The sequence below is a fragment of the Clostridium lacusfryxellense genome, from assembly GCF_018861735.1.
Classification (GTDB): Bacteria; Bacillota; Clostridia; order Clostridiales; family Clostridiaceae; genus Clostridium_AD; species Clostridium_AD lacusfryxellense.
The window spans coordinates 31385-55266 of sequence record NZ_JAHLEB010000024.1; the positions used below are offsets into that span (position 1 = coordinate 31385).

Consider the following 23882-nt stretch of genomic DNA (forward strand, 5'->3'; position numbering starts at 1 on the left):
AACCTTGTTCATCTAATACCTATGGAATCTCGATGATTAACATTTTTTTACTCTTATCTTTAAATTTTATACTCGATTTGCTATCAATAGTGGTTAACTCATACCCTCATCTATTAATATTGCATCATATATTTCATTAATATTATCTTTTTTATCTTCCAATAGTTTTTTACATGCGTATATCAATCCTTCACTAGGTCCTAATGATTTTCCTCCATTTGATTTTGTAACAGTCTTTACATTTAAAGGTGAGAATCCATTGCTCATAAATCAGATCTAAAAATGTAACCTTCTCTATACATAGTAAATATTATAGTAGTATTATAATTTAAATTATTTGGAGGTTAAAAAATGAATAATTCGCAAAATGAACATCCTATTAACTACACCACAATAATAGATCCTTATATTGTAGAAACTTTAAAGACAATCATAGGACGATCAGTACTCATTGAAACAGTTAGAGGAAGCCTACAAGGTATGCTCGTAGAGGTAAAGCCTGATCATATCGTTGTTAAGACTTATGGTACAGAAACAGTATTTTATATTCGCCTTCAACAAATTATTTATGTAATGCCTATTTAGAAGAGCTTAGAACGTAATAAGGTAGTTTAAACCAATTTTTAATTGCATTATCTTAGAATTATATTTACATTTTCTTTCTTAAAAACCGAAATGAGGACTATTTCTGCATATCTAAATAGAAAATTGCATTGATGTGTACTGTACTAATTCAGTTTCTTTATCTTCATAAAAGAAAGGACGAAGGAGTGGTGTTTTCTAGGAAGTAAATGGATGGAATTAAGTGGAATCTATTTACTGGTTTCCAAAATTGAGAATACTCAAAATAATTATAATGAAGTAACATTTTCATACTACTATTAGCAAGCTTTTTTGTTAATGCTCATAATATTCTCCTGCTTCAATATACACTATACAACGATTTAGTAATTTCCTTATGAATTGTCATATTAGTCGTAAACTAGCAAAATTATCATCAAATAAATATGCCACTTACTTGAAAACTGGTGAATATCCTATAACCATATAGAAAAATACCCTCACATCATATTTATGACAGGAGGGTATTTTATTTAATTCTCTTTTTTGCTTAAAGCTTTTTTAAGGACTTTGATTTCATCTTTATGTATTTGCTTATTTTTGCTATCTTTTCTCATGATTCTGACACAATTTGTTTGTTCTTTTTCACAAAAAGTCTCATAACTAATTTCACTACTTCATTTACTACTATTATAAGTGAAGCTAATCCAATTATCTTCAGCCACATAAAAGCGCTTAAAGGCACTGCATTAAAGAATCCTGAGAATACTTCTGTCACAAATATTTGAGCTACTGCTGTAACTGCTAATATTTTTAAAAATATGGTATTCTTTAAAATGTTAGGTAATATACTGTTTGTGCCAAATTCTCTACAGTTAAATGCATTGAATAATGAACTAAAAGCAAATACCGCGAATAACACTGTTTGCATTTCATTTGACCCAGTAACGCCATCTTTCGGGAATCCAGCTCCTAATATATCAAACTTCATCTGAATCATGATAATACCTGTTATATATAAAGCATTGGCAATCATACTTGTCATCATTTGTTTAGTTATAATACTAGCATTTCTATTAGTAGGTTTTCTCGCAAGGACTGCATCTCTTACTGGTTCAAGTCCAAGTGATAGTGCTGGTGGCCCGTCCATTATAATATTTACCCACAACAATTGTATTGTAGTAAACGGCATTTGGAAGTCAAATAATACAGATAAAATAGCTGTTAAAAAAGCAATTATATTTACTGTTATCTGAAATTGAATAAATCTCTGGAAGTTCTCATAAATACCTCTTCCCCACTTAATACCCTTTACAATAGTTCCAAAACTATCATCTGTTAATATTATATCTGCAGCATTCTTACTAACCTCTGTGCCCGCTATACCCATAGCTATACCTACATCAGCCTTTGTAAGTGCTGGAGCATCATTTATTCCATCTCCAGTTACAGCAACTACCTCACCATTATCTTGAAGAGCTTCAACTATTCTCATTTTTGTATCAGGTTTTGAACGTGCTACTATTGATATAGTAGTTATTTCCTCTCTAAGTTCCTCATCTGATAACGTATCTATATAAGTTGCTTCTACTGCTCTATTATTACCAGTTAGTAATCCTAGCTCTTTTCCTATAGCAATAGCTGTAATTATATTATCACCTGTAAGCATTTTTGTAGAAACTCCTGCTTTTTTAGCAGTTTCCACAGCTTCTTTAACATCAAGTCTTAGAGGATCTCTTATTCCTACAAACCCTGTAAATACTAAATTATTCTCAAGCGTTCCTTGCTCTGACGCCATAGCTACCTCTTCACTTATATTTCTATATGCAAATCCAAGTACCCTCATAGAATTTTTTTGAAGTTTTCCAATTTCATTCAGTATCTCATCACGCCTTGACTGGTTTAGTTCTACTTCCTCAGAATTAACGTGTTCGAATTTACAAAGTTCTAGAATTATTTCTGGTGCTCCCTTTGTTAATACCGTAGCACCTTCCTCCTCTTCTATAACAGTACTCATCCTCTTTCGCTTTGAGCTAAAAGGAATTTGATGAGCTATTTTTGCACTTTGTCTTTCTTGTACATAATCACAGGCATCATTGTATAAAAGAAGAGCACATTCAGTTGCACTTCCTAGATACTTAACTTCATTTTCATCTCTTTCAATGTCTGCTGTTGAATTTACAAGGCAGTTATCTGTGAAATAGTTATTACTATTACTTAATTCTTCGCGTCCCTTAAACTTACCATTTAAATAAACTTTTTCCACTGTCATTCTATTTTGAGTAAGTGTACCAGTTTTATCTGAACATATTACACTTACTGAACCTATTGTTTCGCAAGCTTCTTTTTTAGTAACAAGTGCATTTATTTTAGCCATTTTTTGCATAGTTATTGCAAGTGTCATATTTATCATTGTTGGAAGTCCTTCAGGAACAGCTGCAACAATAAGAGCTACACATACTACAAAAGCAGTCTTTATTGGTCCAACTGATTCTAAAAAGGCAAGTACGCCGGTGGTGTCTGGTGATATCTCCTTGGCCACAACCAACTTAACAATCATAACTATAAATAATATGGCAGCAATAGCGCTTGAAAATTTAGAAATATTAGTACCTAAATCTCCAAGTTTTGCTTGAAGCGGTGTCTGTAAATCTCCGTCTTCAAGATTTCTAGCTATTTCTCCCATCTGGGAGCTATCACCTGTAGACGTAACTACAAACGTAGCTCTACCATAAGCAATAAGCGTTCCTCCAAAAACCATATTCTTTTGTTTTGCAGGAATTGGGTCTTGTACAATAACTTTATTTTTAGCTTGTATGTTCTCCATTTCTATTACAAGTTCGCAGTCTTTATTTACATCCTCTGATTCCCCTGTAAGCATGTCCTCTCTAACAGCTAGATCTAAACTAGTTACAAGTCTGCCATCTGCTGGAACCATATCTCCAGTCTCTATTGAAACTATGTCACCGGGAACTAACTCATTTTTATTGACTTGAATAATTTTCCCATTACGTAATACCTTTACCTCTATATTCTCTGTCATTTTTGATAAGGCATCCGCAGCCTTTTGTGATTTTCCTTCTGTGAAAATTCCTATCCCAATTCCTACAGCTACTGCGCACACTATCCCAATAGCATCATGGAACTCACCTACTAATGCACTAATTGCAGCAGCTGCTAAAAGTATTATCATCATAGGTTCGGTTATTGCTTCCCTAATACTATCCCATATGGATCCTTTTTCTTGTTTTGTAAATTCGTTTGGACCATATTTTGCTAGTCTTTTCTCAATCTCAGAACTCGACAGTCCAGTGCTACTATCAACATTAAGGTCACTTAAAACCTCTGAGCTCTGCTTATTAAAATATTTCATGTTATCCACTCCTTTATTTTTATAAAACTTAACACCTTAATTAAAATTTCAATATAATTATTCCTCCTTTACACCAAAAAAAATAAAAGACTTTTAACACAACGATCCACTTGTAGATCATTGCGTTAAAAGTCTCACTTGACTGGAATTAGCCACGATAAAGCCAGACCTTAAGGTCGGGTATGTTGACTTTATCACCTATAAATAGGTAGTTACTCCCTTTTAACATTCATAATTGTTATTTAATTAATAATCTTATGGTATCATAAAATTTATGACTATGCAATACGAGATTATAATTTTGTATTTTCAGTTAATAGAGGAATAGCAGTTTTTAACCAAAATTGTGGGTCAATCATACCACTTGACATCCCTCCATTACTATATTGTTTATATAACATCGCCTCTCTCCACCTATCTGATTTTTTTCACTTTTTCATAAAGCTTTATCACCTTTTCAATTCTGCTTTTCACATACAAGTACTTAGCTGCCCCCTGCATTATCTCAAATTCATAATTTTGTCCCAATTCCCAATACATCATATCTAAATAAGCTTCGCTGTTTATACTACCTTCAATTTCCTCTGTATATCCAACTATAAAACCAGGACTTATATTAATTATTTCTTTAACAACCTGTTTATTATCTGATAACCAATTACTGAAACTCTTATCTTCCATACACCGTCTCCTCCATATAATTAATATTTTCTCTATTTCTAAAAACTATTCTACATCTAAGAAAATTAATATTAAAAATACTTATAACTGAACTCCTTATTGTAATAATTTATTACTTCTCCAGAATTCAATCTATAATTTAATTCTTTAATGAGGTCCTCCCATGTAAATAAAATAAAATGAGCTCCCCACCCTCTAGCTATAATATTTTTTCTTGCAGACAATGCCGTTTTTCTAATACCTTGATTTTCCTTTGGATATATGAATATAACATAACTATCTTCAGAAACGTGTGCTATATTTCTCATTATTTGATAATTATCCAAAAATATATCTTCAGTTTTATAACTTTTTTCTATTGCAGGATTATCCTTAATTAATGGCATATATATATCATTAAATTTATTTTTATGCTCCTCATCATGCTTAGCTTTTCCGAATTCATTTTCCGAATATTTTATTTCAAAATATACTTTAATTCCTGATGTTAACTTAATGTAAAAGTCAAAATTAGTTTTCCTCTTTGCATTTGTTTCTAATTCAGATCCCTTTTCAAAACATATATCTTTAGAATTATAATTAATTTCTCCTTTAATATTTATGACACTCAATATCGATTCCAATAAATTTTCTTTGATTAATGGATAGAAAAAATTGATACACATCGCCTGTGATGAGTTCAAATGATGAAAATATTTATGGAAATTTATATTACTATAATCTGATTGAAAAAAATCAGACCTATACTTTTCAATAATATTTAATTCTCTTTTATCCACAGGTAAAATATGTTCATACAAAAGTTCTTTACCTTGGTAATTAAATATTCCATCTTCTAAAATTTTAAGCTTATTTCTTTTATAGGCCCCTAAATGTCCCTTAATTTTGGTTTGATAATCCCGTAAATCCAGAATTGCAGCTTCATCATTCCAATATGAACTTATAGATGCAAATCTTTTTATAGGAAAATTATTATCAGCTATAAATACATATGCAGACCCATAGGGTAATTTTTCTTTTGGTAGGTTTTCTACATCATCATAATAACATCCAAGGCTTCCCATATACATAAAAGCTCTTAGAACTTCTATATCAGTATCTTCTGCTAAATTATCAACAAGTATCATTTGATTAGCACCAGAAACATAATAAGGTTTCTTTCTATAAGAATAAGGCATACCATTTTCGTAAAATATTTCACATTCGCCCTTAATATTATCAACTGTTAAATTCTTAGTATCTAAACTACTAACTTCAATTTTTGTTCTTTCACAATATTCTTTCAATTCTTTAATGATTTTAGCTTTATTCATGTTAACTTTTAATATTAGTATTCTTTTTCTACCGAATAAAGAATCCATAAACACATTCAGGTCATTAGAAAATAATGTGTTGATGTCTTGGTCACCTATCAAAGTTTTAGTACTATCCATATCACCAAACATTTTAGCTAACTCACTCATCAATTCACTATCCATTAAAGTCATCTCCCTTATTATCTATTTCTATCTAAGACTACAATTCATGCGCACTCATAATTCTAAATAATAATTCTCTTTACATATTTTAATTTTAATACCTTATTACATTATTCAACAATCAACTAATAATCCCTTTATTTCTTGTAAATCCCTTAAAAGTAAATAACTAGTCAAAGAGTACTGTAACATCACCCACTAGCTATTTATTAAAACACCTTATGCTTAAGTTAAGCGAGCCACATACCATATTGATAGATTTCATTAAGTTTTCATAAAAATATTTCCAAAAATCAAAAAACTACCGAAATATATCTTTCAGCAGTTTCCCATCTAACTTTAACTTAATTTTTATTCTATAGAATCAATATAAATAATAGCCTCTTCACTTAATTCTATTTGAAAAGAAAATCCTTTAACTCCATTAGCTTTGAGTTTTTTACTATTAATCAAATCGATTTTACTCAAATAATTATTTTCAGGGACTAATCTTACACACTTGGACCTCCTCTTTATGTTTATTTCTTCGCCTACATTAAATTCACTGTCATTGATAGATTGATCATAACTTAAAATAGCTCTTACTCTACATTTTAGCAATATAGCACTGTATGGAGCACCTATATAAATATATACAGCATCTCCTTCTAACACATTTAAATTAGTTCCATAATCTACAAATCCATTTTTCAGAAAACTCCCTAATATATCGTACTTAAATAAATTACATGGAAACAACCACTTTTTCATTCTATACCTCCTAAATTAAATTCAAAATTAATACCAATATATAAATAAATAAAAGATCCCTCGATAATACTAATATGATTAGTCAAAGCTTTTTCTGTTGCACTATATTATCTCTAGTTCATTCCATAAATCAATATATATTGAATACTTTTGATCTATACTATTCTTTAATATCTCAAAATCAGTATCGCCCCAATTTCTATATGCCTTACTGTGCTCAATATACCGTTTTGCAAATGGAACCAAATCGTTGCACATTGAAAATTTCTTATTTATTTTTAAGCTATTATCTCTCCACTCAAATGTAATGCTCTCTTGAGTACAAAGCATTTCTATCATCAGCCTATCCATCATATTGTTATAATTTAGCCAACAGTCATATATTAATTCTTTATCATCACTAAACATAAACATATTAAGGAATCCTAGGGCTTCGTCCGTTTCTATTATACTATTTCTTATACTAATAGAAGGATTAGGGGCAATCTTTTTTATATGGTACTCATCTTCCTTTATTACAAACACTACCTCTCCATACGGTTTACCGGGTAAAACAACTATGGTAGGTCTCATTGTTCCATTGGGCATAAAAGCCAAATCCTTCAATAATTGATTTATTAACATTTGTTTTGTACCCATTAATTCCCTCCTTTCAACTAATTATAGCTAAATTTATCATTTAGACCAAGTAATAACTTCTCGCAATATACTTGGGACTGTTATTAATTAGTAACATCTCTACTCCTCCAAATGCTATCCATTTAGCTGGTCATGTTATAAATGCTAGTGTGGAGGTTAATGAGGTATGTACTACAAAAGGCAAAGCGATTCCCAATACAATCGTAAATATTGCATGTATAATAGTACTTAAGATGATTAAATTGTATACATGAACAGATTAAATTTTCTTCTGCATTCTTTTCCTACTAATAGGTACCCATGAATTCAATATACCAATAATACTTATTATTAACTCATCTAATACAATGTTATGGAATCTTTAGAGTTCTAATGCTTATAAAAAAAACCTTTTGTATAATATTAAGCGTCTATATTGTCCCAAAATTCTTCTGGCAAAGAATCGTAGGCATCATAACATTCTTTTCTGTAGTCAGCCTCTTTTTGTCTTTCTATGATAACACTAGCCTTTAAATCACTTAATATACTTTCAAATTTTATTGGTTCAATATTAAAGCTGATACATATCCCCTCAAAATATAATAAATATGAACAAGAATCTGGATTATTATTATATATAAATTTAACATCAACTTCAGGTGATTTAAAAATAGGAGGTTTGACTTCTTTTAAAATATTAAATACAATATCGATATAAACACCTGGATAACCTTCTTGAATTTGAAAATGAAGTGTATCCAAACTATAAATACAGTTAATTACCTCTATATTAAAAGTAAAATAAGGATTCTTATTTAAATCTTTCCCTATATCTTGTCTAATATATATTTGCCCTTTTTTTTCTAATACCTTCTTTGTAATTATATTAAGCTCGTATACTGTAATTTTTCTTTCAATTGATTCTAATACCATTATTATTCCTCCATAAATTTTTATTTGTATTTCAGTTATTATTAAATTGAAGCTGTATCCAAAAGTTAATACATCAAATTCTTAAATCATTTAAATAATAGCATATTATGCGTAAAAAACTTGTCTAACTATGTATAATTAGACACATTTTATTAATTTACCTGCTGTGCATCTATCTAAAATTATTCAATTAGGCTTCCCTCAATTATTCCATCACCATTTGCATCGTCTTCATCATTTTTTCTTCCATCATTTTCCAACCAGTTCAATACTTACAGTTTCAGGTGAATAGATGCCAGAAAATCAGGTACCATTAAGCGTTTAGTAACCGAAACGAACAATCTCTGTTTTCTAATCTTATATGGCTAGACCTACCGCAAAATAAGCACCAGTAGCCCTACTCCTGCTACTGATGCTCACTCTAAATTTTGGTTAATTAGTTTACTATTCTTCCCAAGTCACAGTTACCCTAGTGGGATGCGAAGCAACCCACTTATTAGTAAAATATTATAATTAATTATCGCACCTCTTATTTTTTTCTTGTACTCTTGATATTCACTGAATCATACAGATATAACATTCAGTTTTAATTGTTGCAAATCTTGAATTACACTCCGATTATCTTCGAAAAAAACTAAGTTTTCTAAATCACATTCAAGAAATTCGGTGATTTTTTCTATATCCTGTATCACATCAACCTTATTACTAAATAGGATTTTTCTAAATGCCTTACAAATTTTGTAGTATTCTAAAATTGCTAATGCTCTAGGCTCATCTGAGCTTGTCCATAACATACAAATTTCAACATCTTGAGCTTTCAATACCTGTAGTAACGATATATTTGGTATTGTACTCTTCAAATTATTCATAAAGTATCCTTGCTTTAATTCTATTATTTCATTTTTCTGTGCATTATTCAGGTCCGGAAATTTGTTAAAAACAACATCTCGTGTAATCCTTTTACAATTATTAATTGGTGCGAACCCCTGCAGATTTAACGCATAATTGTAAGAAACATTATTTAATGAATCTGTATATATCAGAGTATTGTCTAAATCAAATACATATCTCTTAATACTTATCATAGTAGTGTCATTTGTTCGCCAATATTAGAATACGCTTTTGAAGACAAATTTGGATTATCAATCAATTTAATATGATCGATTGAACTTGAAATCAAAATTTTAACTTTATCTATCCCTTTGCTATTGACTAAATCCTTATTTAGGCCAAACCGCTTATCGTTCTCATCCATCTTACTATTATACATTGCATATCTTTCAATTTCATACTTCCTTGCGGCCTCCATTGCATGACGCGAACCACTATCTCCTTCTCCTTTTCTATAGCTAGCTATCAAAATAATTGCCTTCGAAAACATCGCTTGCAATCGGTCTCTTTCAATAAATCGATTAATTGCCTCGTATTTTGAAGCAGCCTCCTTATAATATTCAGAAATCAATAGTCCGCCTTTTTTAACTACCACTTCAGCAAAATCACGATTTTCAGCAGGATATATTTTGCCTAATTGTGATGGCAAAATTGCAATCGTCTTACCGTTTGTTTCTAAACAAGTTTTATGCGCAATTGTATCACAGCCTATTGCCAATCCACTTACTATTACAAGTTCGTTTTTAACAAGTCTTTCAACTACATCTGCTTCTCTTTTAATAATATCCTCATCTGGGTCGAGAAGACCAATTACTGCTATATTCTTATTTAAATCACTAAGTAATGACAAATTGCCCCTGTAAAATAATAAATACGGTTTGTCTCCATTATTTTTAACTTTTCCGTTGATAACTGGGAAATCATCATCATAAGAACAAATAATTCCTTCTTCCCTATCTGACGAATCAAGTTCACCAGATATTTTTTCTGATGTCTTAATAACTCTGTCATCATTCAAGACTTCTTTATCAAACTTCTCTCTATCTGCAAAATTGCCCCAAAACTGAGCGTTTGTTTTTATTATCCCGCACTCTTTTGCAGCTAGTACCTTTAATGCAATATCTGAATACTTCATTAGCTCCTCCTAGCGTACCCAATTGAATAAAATATTATTTTTTTCGCACCATTATCAAGTAATGCTTGGATACAATCTTGATCGATATTAACATTTCTTGTATATATATCATCAATAAGTATAATGTTTTGATTCCTTATTCTATTTGTGTCTATATCACAGGTGGCAACCGTTATTCCTGGACATGGTTCATCTCCATCATTAGGAATATTAACTGCATTACGCAAGTGGGTTGTAAGAGTGTTTACTACTCTTATAATGCAATCAGTTCCATCAATAACTCCTCGAATATCATTAGCCGCAATTTTTATTGCGTCTCTTAGCATTAGCTGAGAATTAGAATATGTTCCCAGCGCCTTCGCTCTAGGCACACAAACACACATACAATTTGACAAGCTTTCTATTTTAATAATATCTGGAATATCTTCCATCAAAATTTCTATAACTTTGTCCCTTGCTATAATTAAATTTCTATGTGGTTCTGTGTTAAAAGTATTTTTCAGAGTATTTAGAAAACCAGGATTATCTGGTTGTCCATACCCAGTATAAAATTGATGATAATATCCAGTAATATCTTTTTTTAAACAGATATTGTTTTCAATAATAAATCTATCCATTACGAACCCCCCCACTTGTTTATATTTGTATTTGTATTTTCTAAATTCGAAATGAAACTTTCCTATAAAAATCAACTGGATGTCACGAAAAATTCAATATTCACTTGAATATTTTACCACATTTCTCATCATTCTTCAATCATTTTCGATAAATTATTGTTTTTATTTTGCTTATAAGGATAATTAAACCTTGTAAATTATCCACAGGGCACAGAATAAATTTTTATAAGTAATAATAACTTTTTCTGAAGATCGCTCCAGATTTCTTATAGTAATTGTCTCTTCACACAAATCTATTTATCACCAATAACACTTTTAAAGTTCCCTCCCCTTTTTATATAGTTAGAAATCGTCATAGTTCTAAACTTACTCTTAAGTTGAAGTAGTATCAACCTCCTCTAAATTTAATTTATCTAGTGGTTTAAAATTTTTAATTTTATTACCACCACAATGAAATACTTTTAGTTTCTTTAGTTTTCCTACCGCCCTTATGCTCGTTATTAAGTTATTACTAATATATAGCTTTTCTAGCTCAAAGTGATTATGAAGCACCGAAATATCTTTCACAAGATTACCGTCTATAAGGAGTTCCTTTAAATTTATCAATTGTTCAAGTTCATTTATATTTGTAATTTTACAGTCACAAAATCCTAATTTTTTCATATTTTGAAGTTGATCTATTCCACTTATATCTTTTATGTCATTTTCAAATATATATAACTGTTCTAATTGTTTAAGATTATATATAGGTGTTATATCTTCAATATTATTTTTAAGTATTACTATTTGCCTTAAATTAACTAAATCTTTAAGTGGTGATACATCTTTTAAGTTGTTTTTTTGTATAAATATTGAATTAAGATTTTTTAATGCCTGTACACCTTCTAAACTCGTTATTCCCTTTTGTTCTATCTGCAAACTAGTTAATCCTAACACATCCCATGTATATATAGGTTGATTACAATTCCCAATTCCTTTTCTCACAACCTTTTCAACTTCAAAGTCTTCAAATTTTATTAAATTTTCTTCTAATCTGTTCTTTTCATTACATCTTCCAGCCTTTTGCATTTCTCCCGCCATTAAATAATAATTTGCCGCTTTATCATAATCCTCTAATTTATGTTCATAAACTTCCGCTGCTTTTTCTAATTCCCCAGCCCTCTCATATCTAATTGCTGCTTCATTATATTTTTTTATAGAAACACAAGAAACTGCACTTTTGCTCCAATCATTTATGCTATCAAAATACTTAGTTTCATAAAAATGATATATATTCATATCTTTTCTTCCATAGATTTTAGAACCGTATAACCTTGCTGCCGTTCTATAAAGACCAGCATTATCATAACACCTTGCAGCCTCATCTATCCTCTCTATATCTACATATATCTGCGCTGCATTTTCTAGATTTCCACTTTCTATTTCTATTAAAGCATTACATTCTTTCTTAATCAATGTGCCTTCATTAATAAGTTTCTCATCTACTATTCTTTCAAAACATTGAATTGCTTGTCTATAAAGTTTCTTACTTAAAAGCTTTTTACCTTGATTAAACCACTCTATATCATCACACTTGCTATTTGCATATAATTTTATTTCACCTATTTCTTTAACTATCTTCAATTTATTATTTATATCATCTTGCTTCCATAATTGCGGGATTTTTTTACCCTCATAAATAATACAATTTTTCATAGCTCTTGTTATTGCAACATATAATAAAGTTGTTTCATATCTTATGAATTTCTTATAAATATTATTAATTGAAATTCCACTGTTTTCTCTTCTTAGAATTTTCTCCCAACTTTTATCAGCCTCTAATTTATCACAAACTAACTCCCACAAAACAACCATCTGAAATTCAAGGCCTTTTGACTCTTCTATTGTAAATATCAAAGGACTATTTTTATATTTACTTTCAAAATATTCTTTTAGCTCCTGCTGCTTTAGTATACTCTTCACTAAAATAGCTTGGGTAGGTCCCATAGTATATAAGCTTTCCATCAAACTTTTTTCTTCAATATCGCTACAAATCAAAGGCATATCACCATCGAATACGCCTTGTTTAGATTTAACCGAATATTTTAATTCATTTAAGTCCTCTTGGAGGGAGTTTATACTATTAGCCAACCTAACTATATTTCCTACACTTCTAAAATTCTGTTCTAGTTTGTAGAGTTTGGGTTTTGAATTATGTAATTGATTATAAAATGTATTTTTAACATTTTCCCATCTAAAACCACTATGATTAACTATTTGATGGTCATCGCCAACTAATATAAGCCTTTCTTCTTTATATTGAGCTAACGAAAATAACATTATCAAATGTAAAGCTGTGAGGTCTTGAACTTCATCACACGCAACCATATAATATGGCTTTGTATTTATATCTACACTTAAATATTTATTTATCATATCTAATTCATCGACCATATAATTATCTTTCAAATAATTTTCATACCATAAAAATATGTTATATGCTTCCTTCCTACAGTTATAAAAGTTTGGAGCTTCCTCAGAAGAAATCGCAACATATTCATTTAAAGTAATTTTTACTTTATACCTATTACCGCTACCTTTCCATACTGCTCTAATTTCCTCCCAAACCATATGCGGAGTAAATTTTTTTTGCAAGTTATTGCCTCTAGCGTATTTTATGTATTCAAATATAAATCTATCTTGAGTCATTATAGCCTGTATTTCATCTTCCTTATTCTTAGCAAGAAAATTTTCGAAAGTAGTAAACTTTGTATTTTTCAAATAATTTTCTTCATCATCCAAGCCTCTCACTAACCTCACAAATAATTCCTTAGCATCCCTGCAAAGCTGCTCACTATAAGTTATATATATCTTTTGTTCGGTTGGCTTAGATATAAATTTATAGATTAGCACTGTAGTTTTACCACTACCAGCAGTTCCTGCAATGAGCATTGGTAATGGTTTAATCATAAGTTCATACTGTTCCTGTGAAAGCTTCAACTGAAAATCTATTATTTCATCTTTGGTTAACTCTTTTTTATTAATAACTCTTATTAAATCTTCCTCATTCATTAAATAAAACTTGGAATTATTTAAATACGTATAAATCTCATACTGATTAGAGTAGTATTTTGATTCATGTTCAATAATTTTTTCAATATTTTCATCTGTACATTGTTCAACCTCATATAATTCTTGAGTATAATCATTTCCTAAAATACTTTTTGCAACACGTATTACCTTATCATGCTCTAATCCTAAGTGATAGATATAGATTAATGCTTTATTAGAACTACTATTCTCAGCCTTTGGCATTATAGAAAATAACATACGCCTTGCTTTATCAATTCTAGCTTCATATATACATTTCTTCTTATTAATAGCATGTAGTTTTTTTACTCTTGTTCCTCCACCCCATAACCCCTTCATTAATAAATCCATTCTTTCATGTAGCTTATATACTTCCTCATTTGATTTTCTTCGCATCTCATCTCTTGCATCTTCTGAAAGACATATTTCAAACATTTTTTCCTCCTACCACGAATAGTATTTTGCTTAATTACTAGAGTATAAACTACATATCACTGTTTAAATATGTATACTCCGGTCATACCATTTGACACGTTTTCTTTTGCTTCTGACACCATATTTGTACACTTGTCCATATTTTCTTTGCTTAGTCCCTCTACCATTTTCAAATTGTATTTTTGTAATAATTCTACATTTTCTTTGCTTAAATTTCGGGAATAAACTCCTGAAGTAGCTCCAAATGAACCTATTGTTGTTTTATATAACCCACTATTGATCCATTCCATTATTTTATTAGACATCACTATATCATCATGTAATATATCGTATTGTTTTACATATTGCCCATTTATCTCTATTAAATCATAATCTATTTTTAGCCTCTCTAATATTCTTAATATAAAATCTACTTCTTGAAATCTACAGTACGAAGGGTCATTATATCCTATTGAATTAAATTGCAAATTTTTAGTATCTTTTCCCCATTTTTTACTATTGCTACACTATATTCCTTCGTACATTTTGTCAATGTTTCACCTGCAAATAATATGCTAATATTTAATAATTTCATATACCATTACCTCTATTCATATTTTATATATTTATTAATTATTCTTTATAATTAACTCTAAGTATTAACTCTAAGTTTTTATATACTTGCGCTTTAATAGATTGTCTGTTGATTTTCTTGTTATTTAATCATTAATTAATTGTTTTAATATCAGTAAATTAATTACAAATCGTATTTTACTGTATAGAACCGTTATAAAGAAAAACTAATATTTATGCATTAAATAATCCATAAATACCAGTTACCGGTCAGTTGCTTTAAGACATTTGGAGGTTAAATGAACAAGCTATCTCTACTTTTCATGATCCCCTATTTACAATTTGGGAATGAAATTAAATATTAAATAATATAATAACCCCTGTAATACCACAAAAAATAGATAAAGCCTTATGGTCCCAAACAAATTCTATGATCCTTTTCGCTTTAGTAATATTCAAAAATATATTACCCCACATAATAAATTCATCTACGTATGGGATAGGATCCGGCAAAAATATATTTATAATAGCTAGGACGATTTTTGTTTTTAATGGAGCTGCTAGGAAAAATAATAGAACTATTATTGCAATTATAATCATAATTTACTCTCTTTCACTATATATAATTTAAGCTAAAAACAAAGTAATTTTAAACATATAATAATATATACTTTTACAATTATTAATATATAGCATTAGTTGTATATTATAGTATTATAATTATACATAAAAATATATAATATTACCATATATTTCACAAATTTATTCATTCTACTATTTTTATTAATTTATTTCTTTTATTTACAAATATAAATAGTCAATTTCAAAAACATAGATTGTATTTTACCCCAATTAATGCCATAATAACATATAAAATGCATATAGGGGGATACAGAAATGACTAATAATATTCAGGACTCAAGCAATTCATTTGAAGTTGCATTATCAACTGCCTTAAAACTACCAGGTGTCAAAGTTAATCGGAGAGAATTTCTATTAAAGACATTTGATAGCTATTCAAATAATGTTGCAATTGACATTATAGATATATTAGAAAAAGGACCGGTTGAAGTAGGCGTAAGTATCAAGACATTAAACAAAATGGCATCAGATTTAATTCAAAAACGAACACTTCAAAGCACAGGTGTATCTTTCGCAGCAGGTCTACCTGGAGGCTTTGCTATGGCAGCTACTATACCAGCTGACACTCTACAATTTTTCGGAGTAACATTGAGAGTGGCTCAAGAATTAGCTTATATCTATGGCTATAAAGATATGTGGGATAATGAAGATTTAGATATTGAAAAGGTTAAAGGAGAACTAACTTTATTTTTAGGTGTTATGTTTGGAGTGGGAGGATCAGCATCTGCAGTTAAGGTACTTTCATCAAGTATTTCAAAACAGCTTTTGAAAAAGTTACCTCAAAAGGCACTAACTAAAACAATTTATTATCCAATCATCAAGAAAACTGCAGCTCTTATTGGAGTAAAGATAACCAAGCAGACTTTTGCTAAAGGTGTTTCAAAAGTCATTCCAGTATTAGGTGGCATAATATCCGGTGGTCTTACATATGCATCTATGAAACCTATGGGAAATCGCTTAAGAGATACCCTAGCAGAATCTATTGATTATACTGAAGAAGAGGCTAAGCGCGATATAGAAAGCATGTTTAATTCGGTAAATGTACCTTTTACAGAAGTAGCTTCTGACACTGAAGATAAATCTACACAGAATAATGATAATTCTAACAACACAACTCCTTCATTTAGTGTTGCTGATGAGTTACTTAAATTTAAGAATTTATTAGATATTGGTGTTATTACGCAAGAAGAATTTGATTTAAAAAAGAAACAACTGTTATATGGAGATAACTAAACGTATAAGATTTAATACATAAAGATACATATTAACTAATTTAACAAGTTTTCTTGTAAAGATGTGATTTTTGTTGAGACTTCACATTTAACCCTAGTTATCTGTACTTTGCATCAAATAGAAGGAGATACAGAACAGTTGAATAACTATGCTCTGAAAGCTGTCTTAGATTACAAGGTTAGTTATACTTAAAAAGGAAAATCTATGCCAATATTAAATTAGCATAGATCTTCCTTTATCTTGATAAAACTATTTAAGATGGTATTTGGCCTCTAAATAAATAACTTTCTAACTGTTTCATATTATCATCTATAGATTTTACATGCTCGTCAATGAGCTGTTGAAGGGAAACAGTAGATATTCGTCCTAAATATATGTGGCTGTTATGATTAATAATATGGCAAACCTCCATAAAATCACTATCTAAACTAGGATGAATAGATGCCGCTGCTCCTACATACAATTGCGCTTTCTCATATTTTTTCATTGCAAATAAGGCTTGTGCTGTGTTAAGTAAACAACCTGCATATTGTTTTAACAATTGTAACCAATATACGTTAATTGGTTGGGGTATATGGTCCCAGTTGGTTTTCGTAAACTCACCAAACAAGGTCAAGACATTTTCAAATATTATAAGTGCTTTCTCATATTCTTTTTTATTATAATATTTTATTGTAGTTTCTTGCAATATACGTTGTACCTTATAACAGTCTAAAAAATTATCCGTATCTATAATATCCCCCAAATCATATAACTCAAAATTATTATTTTGTGGGGCATTAACCTCACTTTTATCTTTGAATCTTTAATCTCTGTATTAAAATTTTCATAAGTTTTAATTTAGGCGGCGCTTTTATTATTTTTTAATACTATGGCATCTCTGCAGGCATGCACAGTTTTTATAATCTCTTCGTTACGTTCCTATGCCACCATAACTATTCTGATACTCAATAGATGCATCTACCTTATACTTTGCGTCAAATACAAACTCATAAGCTCTATCACTACCACTTTTATCTATTAATAATATATTGTCAGGTTTTTGCGTGTTTTAATAGAGTTATAACTAATCTTATTAGAGGTAGTACCTCTATAATTACTTTCATATGAGTATTTCTATAGCAACCCACTTGTTGTAGTTTTACTTCTCATAAATTTTCCAACCCTCTAATTACTTTTGTACGGCTTAGATTACTAAGCATTATCTCTTGGTTTAGTCCCTGGAAAATAACAAGAATGATTTGATTTCTATTATATTTTCAGTAAACATATATGACCTTGTACGGTAGTTTTGCAGTAGAATTCTTAATTTAATCACGAAAACTTTTTAACTATAGTAATTTTGTAACTAGATATGAAATCTGTAATTAGCTTAGTTCATTGATATATAACGATTTATCTTTAATTTAATTAAAGCATTACAAATTTATCATAGGAGTATATATACTTTATTATAGTTTTAAATTTAATTCTCACTTATACAAGGATATTTTTATACTTCTATTAATAGACTTTTGTTTTTTTGTAATATATATTATATTTATCTTCTAAGGTATATATCTTTTGGTTTGTGAGAATTACAAACTGGGTAATAAAATGTAAATTCCTCTCCACTTTCATTTGTACATACCCTTAAAATTGATATAATATATTTTCTTAGTATCTCATCCTTAATAATCACGTTCTAATTTTACTTTATTATTAAAAATGCTCATAAAAGACTTATTAGCTTGTCTTAACAGATAAGTTAATAAGTCTTATTACAGAATCATATTTTTCTCTAACAGAGTATAGTACTTCTATAAAGTTATATTCTATGAATTACTATGCTATTTAATATCCATTCATATGTTTTGAGACTGAAAATCAAACTCTTTGAATATATTTCCTGCAGTTTCAGTCGACGGCCTTTTAGCCTTCTCTAATTTTTCTAATGGGTTTTCATCATTTCACTTTTCTATATAACTTTATCTATCATAAATAAATTAAATGTACTATTTCCACTTAGATTCCAAGTATATTCCTTTTTTCAGGTGGCTGCCCAGACCACATAGGAGGCAACTGGAAGTTAGGTCAATGCTAAGAATACCCAATAATCCTATGCTGCAATAATTCTTTCAATTTGAGTTTGCGGAGAAATATCTCCATATCCTACAGTTGATATGGTAGTGGTCATTTATGTTTGCTAATTCTTTTCTACATATTTCTTTGATTCCACCTTTTAAGATTGTTTTCCCATCATCCCATTTTCAAATTACTTAATTAAATCAGTTTCATAAAATTTATCAACAAAGAAAAACCTATGATTAACTTCTATGTTGTAACCAAATTCTATATAGGCTTCCTTAATTAATAGGATTAGACTATTGTTTTGTTCATCTGTTGGTTTTCCGATTTAAATTGAATGAACCTTTAATACATTATAAAATGTATAGATATTTGAAATAAAACTATATGATCATTGACAGACTGAACGAAAACTATCAATATTTGTACATTTGTGGATATTATAATGAGATAAGATTTTGAAAAATACAAAAATAAGCCATAATTAATATAACCCCCAATTTTGATATTAAAAGAATAACAACCAAAGTAATGGGTTATATCTGATTTCATAAAAAAACACCAATGCTAAGAGGCTTTCTGACTAACTTGAGTATTTTCTCATATGAGCTATTTTTTTACATATGTAATAATAAATGAATCTTCTTTTTCATTGAATTTTACGAGTAAATTAGAAATTAGTTCTTTATTTCGCTTTTTATCTTCTTGTTGTAACTCATTAATAAGCCTATTTTCAATTATAATCTTTTGCTCGTTAATAACTTTTCCTTCTTCAGCAGGTGTGAAATTATTCCAAGTACCTTCTTTACCTTCCCAGTCACCTTTTCTGTTGATTTCATGTTCTAGAACAGAAGGCTCTGATAAGACAATTGAGAATATATTTGATTCCTTCTTAACTGATTTAATTTTGCAGCCAACTTTAATTTTCCCCATAAACTTTGCGTATTTTATTGATGGATTTAAACCAACGACCCATGTTTTTCTTCTAGTAATATAATCTTCATAATCATATTCAACGCTACAAACATATATAGAATCCTCAATCATTTTTAAAATATTAACATTGGTTTTTTGTGTTTGTTCTAATGCATCACTTTTAACACTTTTAAATAATGAATCTATTTTATATCCAAATACACAAATAGCTAAAACTAAAACTACTATTAAAATTTTTCGCTTCATTATTTTCTCTCCCCCTCTAATGTAATAGATGAGATTTTTAATCCTAATGCTTCTATAATAGGCTTTAATTTTACTTCCAAATTATCAAAAGCCATTTTTTCATATTCTATTTTATTTTTATCAAGTTCCTTATTTATAAAGATTTTTGCTATGTCTTCAATTTCACCAATTTTAAAGTCATATCCTGGAGTAACAATGCTATTGCTTGAAGTAAGAATTTCAACTCCAGGATAATCTTCTGGTGCCATATCTTTAATATACTTGGTGTCAGTATATAAATTTGTCTTGATTTCAGGTTTTTTAATCTCAATGTTAACAGTACCATTACTATTTTGTATAACTTTATAATTATTTAAATCAAAAAAGACGTTTACATCGTATCGGATAATAAGCTCTGCATCTCGTGTATCATCTTTATAATGATAGAAATCTGCCTTGTTTATTTTCAATACACGCAATTCATTTATTGGTTTATATTGTCCAAGGGCATATACTGAAGTCTGGTTCTGTGGTAAGGCGTTGACAAGTATATTTGCTGCATTTTCTTTATATTTATAGGCATAAAAGCATATACTTCCAGTTATTGCACACACAATCATAAGAACAATTAAAATATTGTTTAGTATTTTTGATTCAATTTTTCTACCAATTTTACCTTTACGTTCTCTTTTCGGAAAAAACATTGTAGCCTTAAAAGAAGAAGTTGCAGTCGCAGCTACCTCCTCCCTTGCCAAACATACCTCGCATTCTACATTTTTGTTTTTAGGTATACCACACTTATTACATATTTCCCCCATTTTATCCATTACATTATCTCCTTTATATCTAAACTCAACGTTTTCCTATGTTATTATAATCATCAGTAATTCCAGACCTTTTATTAATTTCTATTTATTTACTATACTCCTGCTTAATTGTAACTCTTCAATTACACTACATGTATTATAATTTCCAAACACATTTTCAATTAGAGCATATATCACATAGCTTATTTGTACACAAATGTAAAAATAATTACTGTAGGTGTATTGTAGAAGAAGGAACGACTGAGTTTGCTACCAATTAATTTTTCTATATGGATATAATGTAAACACTTTTAAGTTTTATGAATTTCAATTCGTCTTCCAGACCCCATCGGAGGTGGTTGGAAGTTAACTTTTTGCTAATATATTTTATATTATACATAAAAGTACAGCATTTTACCATATTTTTAATAATATTATTTTTTATCCCTTAAATGTAATTTATAATTAGCATAACCTTTATTTGTAGACATAAATCAGCAGTAATTTCATAAGTATTGAGTGTACTTACAACATAATTCAAGTTATTTCTTCCCTCTCTTACTAACATACATCCCCTCATCTGCTAACCTTATTAAATCACTAGCTGACATTTTATTATTGGAGTTGTATTCAGAAAAACCACAGCTGAGACCTATACAATAATTACTAAAATTATTCCCCTTCAATTCATCAACCTTCCTACATATTCTTGAACAAATTGTCTTTGCCTCCTCTATTGTAGTGTTTGGAAAGATAATTACAAATTCGTCACCACCTATTCTAAATACAGTGTCGACTTTTCTTATATTCAATCTGAGAATATTGCCAATATTCTTTAGTAACTCGTCCCCCTGATTATGACCAAAAGAATCGTTTATTTTTTTGAAATCATCAATATCGGCGAAACATATTATAAAATTTTCCCTTTGCCTAGCTGCTTCATATAGTGTTGTCTCTAAAATATTAAGCCCAGCTCTTCTGTTTAATACTCCAGTGACGTTATCCATACATGCCTGATAGTTCAGCTCAATTTTCATTAATTTAAGTTCCTGTATAAGCTTATCTTTTTCCTCTATTATTTCTATAAGTCTTTCCTTCCCAACTTCCTTGTAGTTCATAATCTTTCGCTCCCCCACATTGATCTCTAAAGAATTAACAATACACTTCTATCTAATAATATAATTGTACAACTCAGCAGCTATTAAAAATTTCCTTCCCCAAATATTTTATTTAAATAAGATACTCTCATAAAAAATATGCAAAAATAAACTCCACATCAACAGATGCAGAGCTTTGTTCTTTTATTTAGATTTTCATGGATTGATGATGGGTTTTATTGTTTAATGAAAATTTATTTATGTACCATAAACCTTATTCATATCTCTTATACTGTCTATAATTTCTTCCCTAAACTTTACTGGTTCTATAATTTCTGCATCAGCACCAAAGCCCATAATCCATAGTTTTATGCCATATGTACCATTACAAATAAACTCATCTCTTGCCTTGTAAATTGTATGAATTTATAATCTCTTGATTAAATTCATATATTGGCCAGTAGTTCGAAACCTCAAATCCTGTATCGTCTTCTTCATCTTCAAAAACAATAACTTTGTACAATCCACTACCCAGGGTAGCTCTAACTTCGAATTTACCAATATTAACTGACATTTTCTCTACTAGAATAGAATTTGTTTCTAATAGGATTACATCAACATAATAATTAGCCTTTCCAATAATATTTAGTTCTCCAACTATATTTTCAGAATCGAAGTCATATTTTAGAATATGACTCACTACAACACTTCTAGTAATTATTCTTGCAAATTCCGTTCTATGTTTTGGTAAATCAATAAAAACGCTTCTTGCAACTTTTTCTCTCCCAAACCATGATTTAAAACGAGTTGTGTCACATTCAAACGTATCCTGCAGTATAATCCTTTTTATTTCTTCTAACTAATACTAATTTTTCACTATTCTTAGTTTGCTGGACACTTTCATATTTTAATTGCATAAGTAATAAATCAAGATTTATATCCTCCAAAGGAGGATTCTCTTCCTGTCGTATACGAGCATGAAGGTTATCTAAAAAATCTATATCTTTCTGTGTTATATCAATACTACTTAATTCTTTCATTTTATTTCTAACTTCATCAAACTGCAACTCTCTCGACATATCTGCAAAATTACCTTCATAAGCCATCAACTAAAACCCACCTCATCTTTTTAAATATAAGCTATCAAAAAATTAATTAATCAATGTATCTGTCCATTTACTTTTTTAAACTCAAGATTAAGTATATAATTAATTCCATATATTAAAATTCGACTTCAATCTAATCAAAAAAATGACCAATACAATCTTATACATTATAAATTCTACTAAAAACAATTTAATCCTGCTATTATTGGTAAATAGATAAAAAATATACCCCAAAGCAAAACCATCATGGCCATGCTGAAATAACAATTATAAATTTATTAATTCCACCTATGTTATAATAAACCCATTCTATCACCCCAAGGAGGCACCCCTATGAAAATCTACAACAAACTAGTCCGTGACAAAATCCCTGAAATTATTGGTGCTACTGGTAAACGCTTTGATGTGCACTTTGCTAAAAAAGAAGAGCTACTCCCCTTACTTGAAACTAAATTAAATGAAGAGGTATCTGAGTATCTAGAAGATAAAAACTTAGAAGAACTTGCTGACGTTATGGAAGTTTTAATTGGACTTGCAAGTTCTCTTGGATACTCTGAGGAAGATTTATTCAACAAGAGAAACCAAAAGAAAGAAGAGCGAGGCGGCTTTAAAAAAGGCATAGTACTTGAACAAGTTTATGAATAGCTAAAACCCTCCATAGTTTTCTATGAAGGGTT

25 protein-coding genes and 1 pseudogene are annotated in these 23882 nt (G+C 29.5%); 3 read left to right on the forward strand and 23 right to left on the reverse strand.

Translation table 11 applies throughout. From position 1 onward, the window contains the following. Positions 1-93: 93 nt before the first annotated feature. Positions 94-267: a hypothetical protein gene (locus tag KPL55_RS14275; RefSeq protein WP_216307408.1), complete on the reverse strand. Its 174-nt coding sequence runs from the start codon at positions 265-267 to the stop codon at positions 94-96. Between the two features lie 84 nt (positions 268-351). On the opposite strand from KPL55_RS14275, the gene KPL55_RS14280 reads away from it, so the two are divergent. Next, entirely contained in the window at positions 352-585 is a 234-nt protein-coding gene (locus tag KPL55_RS14280) for a DUF2642 domain-containing protein (protein ID WP_216307409.1), read from the forward strand. Positions 586-1174: 589 nt separating this feature from the next. Here the strand turns inward: KPL55_RS14280 and KPL55_RS14285 are convergent. The 13 genes from KPL55_RS14285 to KPL55_RS14340 all read right to left on the reverse strand — a co-directional run bounded on the left by KPL55_RS14285 (position 1175) and on the right by KPL55_RS14340 (position 15693). Then, positions 1175-3934, reverse strand: a complete 2760-nt coding sequence (locus KPL55_RS14285; protein WP_216307410.1) for a calcium-translocating P-type ATPase, PMCA-type — start codon at positions 3932-3934, stop codon at positions 1175-1177. A gap of 414 nt (positions 3935-4348) precedes the next feature. Further along, the gene (locus tag KPL55_RS14290) at positions 4349-4615 is read right to left on the reverse strand and encodes a hypothetical protein (protein WP_216307411.1); all 267 of its coding nucleotides are present in this window, start codon (positions 4613-4615) and stop codon (positions 4349-4351) included. Between the two features lie 71 nt (positions 4616-4686). Further along, positions 4687-6093, reverse strand: coding sequence for a PGN_0703 family putative restriction endonuclease (locus KPL55_RS14295; protein ID WP_216307412.1), 1407 nt, complete (start codon positions 6091-6093; stop codon positions 4687-4689). A 351-nt stretch (positions 6094-6444) separates the two neighbouring features. After that, positions 6445-6843 carry a hypothetical protein gene (locus tag KPL55_RS14300; protein ID WP_216307413.1) on the reverse strand — a complete coding sequence of 133 codons (399 nt, stop codon included), beginning with the start codon at positions 6841-6843 and terminating at the stop codon, positions 6445-6447. 102 nt (positions 6844-6945) lie between these two features. Further along, positions 6946-7482, reverse strand: a complete 537-nt coding sequence (locus KPL55_RS14305; protein ID WP_216307414.1) for a hypothetical protein — start codon at positions 7480-7482, stop codon at positions 6946-6948. Between the two features lie 402 nt (positions 7483-7884). Continuing rightward, positions 7885-8394 carry a hypothetical protein gene (locus KPL55_RS14310; RefSeq protein ID WP_216307415.1) on the reverse strand — a complete coding sequence of 170 codons (510 nt, stop codon included), beginning with the start codon at positions 8392-8394 and terminating at the stop codon, positions 7885-7887. Positions 8395-8957: 563 nt separating this feature from the next. After that, positions 8958-9479, reverse strand: a complete 522-nt coding sequence (locus tag KPL55_RS14315) for an HAD hydrolase-like protein (protein WP_216307416.1) — start codon at positions 9477-9479, stop codon at positions 8958-8960. Beyond that, positions 9476-10420: a DNA-processing protein DprA gene (locus KPL55_RS14320; RefSeq protein ID WP_216307417.1), complete on the reverse strand. Its 945-nt coding sequence runs from the start codon at positions 10418-10420 to the stop codon at positions 9476-9478. Before KPL55_RS14320 ends, KPL55_RS14315 begins: the two co-directional genes overlap by 4 nt. Beyond that, positions 10420-11037 carry a hypothetical protein gene (locus KPL55_RS14325; protein WP_216307418.1) on the reverse strand — a complete coding sequence of 206 codons (618 nt, stop codon included), beginning with the start codon at positions 11035-11037 and terminating at the stop codon, positions 10420-10422. Before KPL55_RS14325 ends, KPL55_RS14320 begins: the two co-directional genes overlap by 1 nt. 372 nt (positions 11038-11409) lie before the next feature. Then, positions 11410-14541, reverse strand: a complete 3132-nt coding sequence (locus KPL55_RS14330) for a leucine-rich repeat domain-containing protein (protein ID WP_216307419.1) — start codon at positions 14539-14541, stop codon at positions 11410-11412. 56 nt (positions 14542-14597) lie between these two features. Then, positions 14598-15008 (reverse strand): hypothetical protein, encoded by a 411-nt coding sequence (locus tag KPL55_RS14335; protein ID WP_216307420.1) that lies wholly within the window; start codon positions 15006-15008, stop codon positions 14598-14600. After that, a complete protein-coding gene (locus KPL55_RS26390; RefSeq protein ID WP_281418860.1) occupies positions 14990-15115 on the reverse strand; it encodes a hypothetical protein in 126 nt (41 codons plus the stop codon). Before KPL55_RS26390 ends, KPL55_RS14335 begins: the two co-directional genes overlap by 19 nt. A 332-nt stretch (positions 15116-15447) precedes the next feature. After that, positions 15448-15693 carry a hypothetical protein gene (locus KPL55_RS14340; protein WP_216307421.1) on the reverse strand — a complete coding sequence of 82 codons (246 nt, stop codon included), beginning with the start codon at positions 15691-15693 and terminating at the stop codon, positions 15448-15450. Positions 15694-15990: 297 nt separating this feature from the next. Between KPL55_RS14340 and KPL55_RS14345 the strand changes: the two genes are divergently transcribed. Beyond that, on the forward strand, positions 15991-16968 hold the full coding sequence (locus KPL55_RS14345) for an SHOCT domain-containing protein (RefSeq protein ID WP_216307422.1): 978 nt from the start codon (positions 15991-15993) through the stop codon (positions 16966-16968). Between the two features lie 253 nt (positions 16969-17221). Here KPL55_RS14345 and KPL55_RS14350 read toward each other — a convergent pair whose 3' ends face one another. The 9 genes and pseudogenes from KPL55_RS14350 to KPL55_RS14390 form a co-directional block, all read right to left on the reverse strand. Then, the gene (locus KPL55_RS14350; protein ID WP_216307423.1) at positions 17222-17713 is read right to left on the reverse strand and encodes a hypothetical protein; all 492 of its coding nucleotides are present in this window, start codon (positions 17711-17713) and stop codon (positions 17222-17224) included. A 168-nt stretch (positions 17714-17881) separates the two neighbouring features. After that, positions 17882-18004: pseudogene (locus KPL55_RS26780) on the reverse strand (hypothetical protein); the annotation flags it as partial. A gap of 1062 nt (positions 18005-19066) precedes the next feature. Further along, the gene (locus KPL55_RS26785; RefSeq protein WP_216307443.1) at positions 19067-19144 is read right to left on the reverse strand and encodes an ion channel; all 78 of its coding nucleotides are present in this window, start codon (positions 19142-19144) and stop codon (positions 19067-19069) included. Positions 19145-19644: 500 nt separating this feature from the next. After that, positions 19645-20217 (reverse strand): hypothetical protein, encoded by a 573-nt coding sequence (locus KPL55_RS14365; RefSeq protein WP_216307424.1) that lies wholly within the window; start codon positions 20215-20217, stop codon positions 19645-19647. Continuing rightward, the gene (locus tag KPL55_RS14370) at positions 20217-21023 is read right to left on the reverse strand and encodes a hypothetical protein (protein ID WP_216307425.1); all 807 of its coding nucleotides are present in this window, start codon (positions 21021-21023) and stop codon (positions 20217-20219) included. Before KPL55_RS14370 ends, KPL55_RS14365 begins: the two co-directional genes overlap by 1 nt. 521 nt (positions 21024-21544) lie before the next feature. Continuing rightward, a complete protein-coding gene (locus KPL55_RS14375) occupies positions 21545-22120 on the reverse strand; it encodes a GGDEF domain-containing protein (RefSeq protein ID WP_216307426.1) in 576 nt (191 codons plus the stop codon). A gap of 237 nt (positions 22121-22357) precedes the next feature. Beyond that, on the reverse strand, positions 22358-22525 hold the full coding sequence (locus KPL55_RS14380) for a WCX domain-containing protein (RefSeq protein ID WP_312887298.1): 168 nt from the start codon (positions 22523-22525) through the stop codon (positions 22358-22360). Continuing rightward, positions 22497-22799, reverse strand: a complete 303-nt coding sequence (locus KPL55_RS14385) for a hypothetical protein (protein WP_216307428.1) — start codon at positions 22797-22799, stop codon at positions 22497-22499. Before KPL55_RS14385 ends, KPL55_RS14380 begins: the two co-directional genes overlap by 29 nt. Before the next feature lie 118 nt (positions 22800-22917). Further along, the gene (locus KPL55_RS14390) at positions 22918-23208 is read right to left on the reverse strand and encodes a hypothetical protein (protein WP_216307429.1); all 291 of its coding nucleotides are present in this window, start codon (positions 23206-23208) and stop codon (positions 22918-22920) included. Between the two features lie 330 nt (positions 23209-23538). Here KPL55_RS14390 and KPL55_RS14395 point away from each other — a divergent pair, with 330 nt between their 5' ends. Continuing rightward, positions 23539-23850 (forward strand): nucleoside triphosphate pyrophosphohydrolase, encoded by a 312-nt coding sequence (locus KPL55_RS14395; protein WP_216307430.1) that lies wholly within the window; start codon positions 23539-23541, stop codon positions 23848-23850. The last annotated feature ends 32 nt before the right edge of the window (positions 23851-23882 follow it).

Coding starts and splice junctions, on each gene's coding strand:
- KPL55_RS14285 (WP_216307410.1), bottom strand. CDS start 3,934: ATGAAATATTTTAATAAGCAGAGCTCAGAGGTTTTAAGTGACCTTAAT.
- KPL55_RS14280 (WP_216307409.1), top strand. CDS start 352: ATGAATAATTCGCAAAATGAACATCCTATTAACTACACCACAATAATA.
- KPL55_RS14330 (WP_216307419.1), bottom strand. CDS start 14,541: ATGTTTGAAATATGTCTTTCAGAAGATGCAAGAGATGAGATGCGAAGA.
- KPL55_RS14325 (WP_216307418.1), bottom strand. CDS start 11,037: ATGGATAGATTTATTATTGAAAACAATATCTGTTTAAAAAAAGATATT.
- KPL55_RS14395 (WP_216307430.1), top strand. CDS start 23,539: ATGAAAATCTACAACAAACTAGTCCGTGACAAAATCCCTGAAATTATT.
- KPL55_RS14300 (WP_216307413.1), bottom strand. CDS start 6,843: ATGAAAAAGTGGTTGTTTCCATGTAATTTATTTAAGTACGATATATTA.
- KPL55_RS14295 (WP_216307412.1), bottom strand. CDS start 6,093: ATGGATAGTGAATTGATGAGTGAGTTAGCTAAAATGTTTGGTGATATG.
- KPL55_RS14320 (WP_216307417.1), bottom strand. CDS start 10,420: ATGAAGTATTCAGATATTGCATTAAAGGTACTAGCTGCAAAAGAGTGC.
- KPL55_RS26390 (WP_281418860.1), bottom strand. CDS start 15,115: ATGAAATTATTAAATATTAGCATATTATTTGCAGGTGAAACATTGACA.
- KPL55_RS14275 (WP_216307408.1), bottom strand. CDS start 267: ATGAGCAATGGATTCTCACCTTTAAATGTAAAGACTGTTACAAAATCA.
- KPL55_RS26785 (WP_216307443.1), bottom strand. CDS start 19,144: ATGACCACTACCATATCAACTGTAGGATATGGAGATATTTCTCCGCAA.
- KPL55_RS14370 (WP_216307425.1), bottom strand. CDS start 21,023: ATGGATAAAATGGGGGAAATATGTAATAAGTGTGGTATACCTAAAAAC.
- KPL55_RS14340 (WP_216307421.1), bottom strand. CDS start 15,693: ATGATTATAATTGCAATAATAGTTCTATTATTTTTCCTAGCAGCTCCA.
- KPL55_RS14375 (WP_216307426.1), bottom strand. CDS start 22,120: ATGAACTACAAGGAAGTTGGGAAGGAAAGACTTATAGAAATAATAGAG.
- KPL55_RS14345 (WP_216307422.1), top strand. CDS start 15,991: ATGACTAATAATATTCAGGACTCAAGCAATTCATTTGAAGTTGCATTA.
- KPL55_RS14310 (WP_216307415.1), bottom strand. CDS start 8,394: ATGGTATTAGAATCAATTGAAAGAAAAATTACAGTATACGAGCTTAAT.
- KPL55_RS14305 (WP_216307414.1), bottom strand. CDS start 7,482: ATGGGTACAAAACAAATGTTAATAAATCAATTATTGAAGGATTTGGCT.
- KPL55_RS14365 (WP_216307424.1), bottom strand. CDS start 20,217: ATGAAGCGAAAAATTTTAATAGTAGTTTTAGTTTTAGCTATTTGTGTA.
- KPL55_RS14290 (WP_216307411.1), bottom strand. CDS start 4,615: ATGGAAGATAAGAGTTTCAGTAATTGGTTATCAGATAATAAACAGGTT.
- KPL55_RS14315 (WP_216307416.1), bottom strand. CDS start 9,479: ATGATAAGTATTAAGAGATATGTATTTGATTTAGACAATACTCTGATA.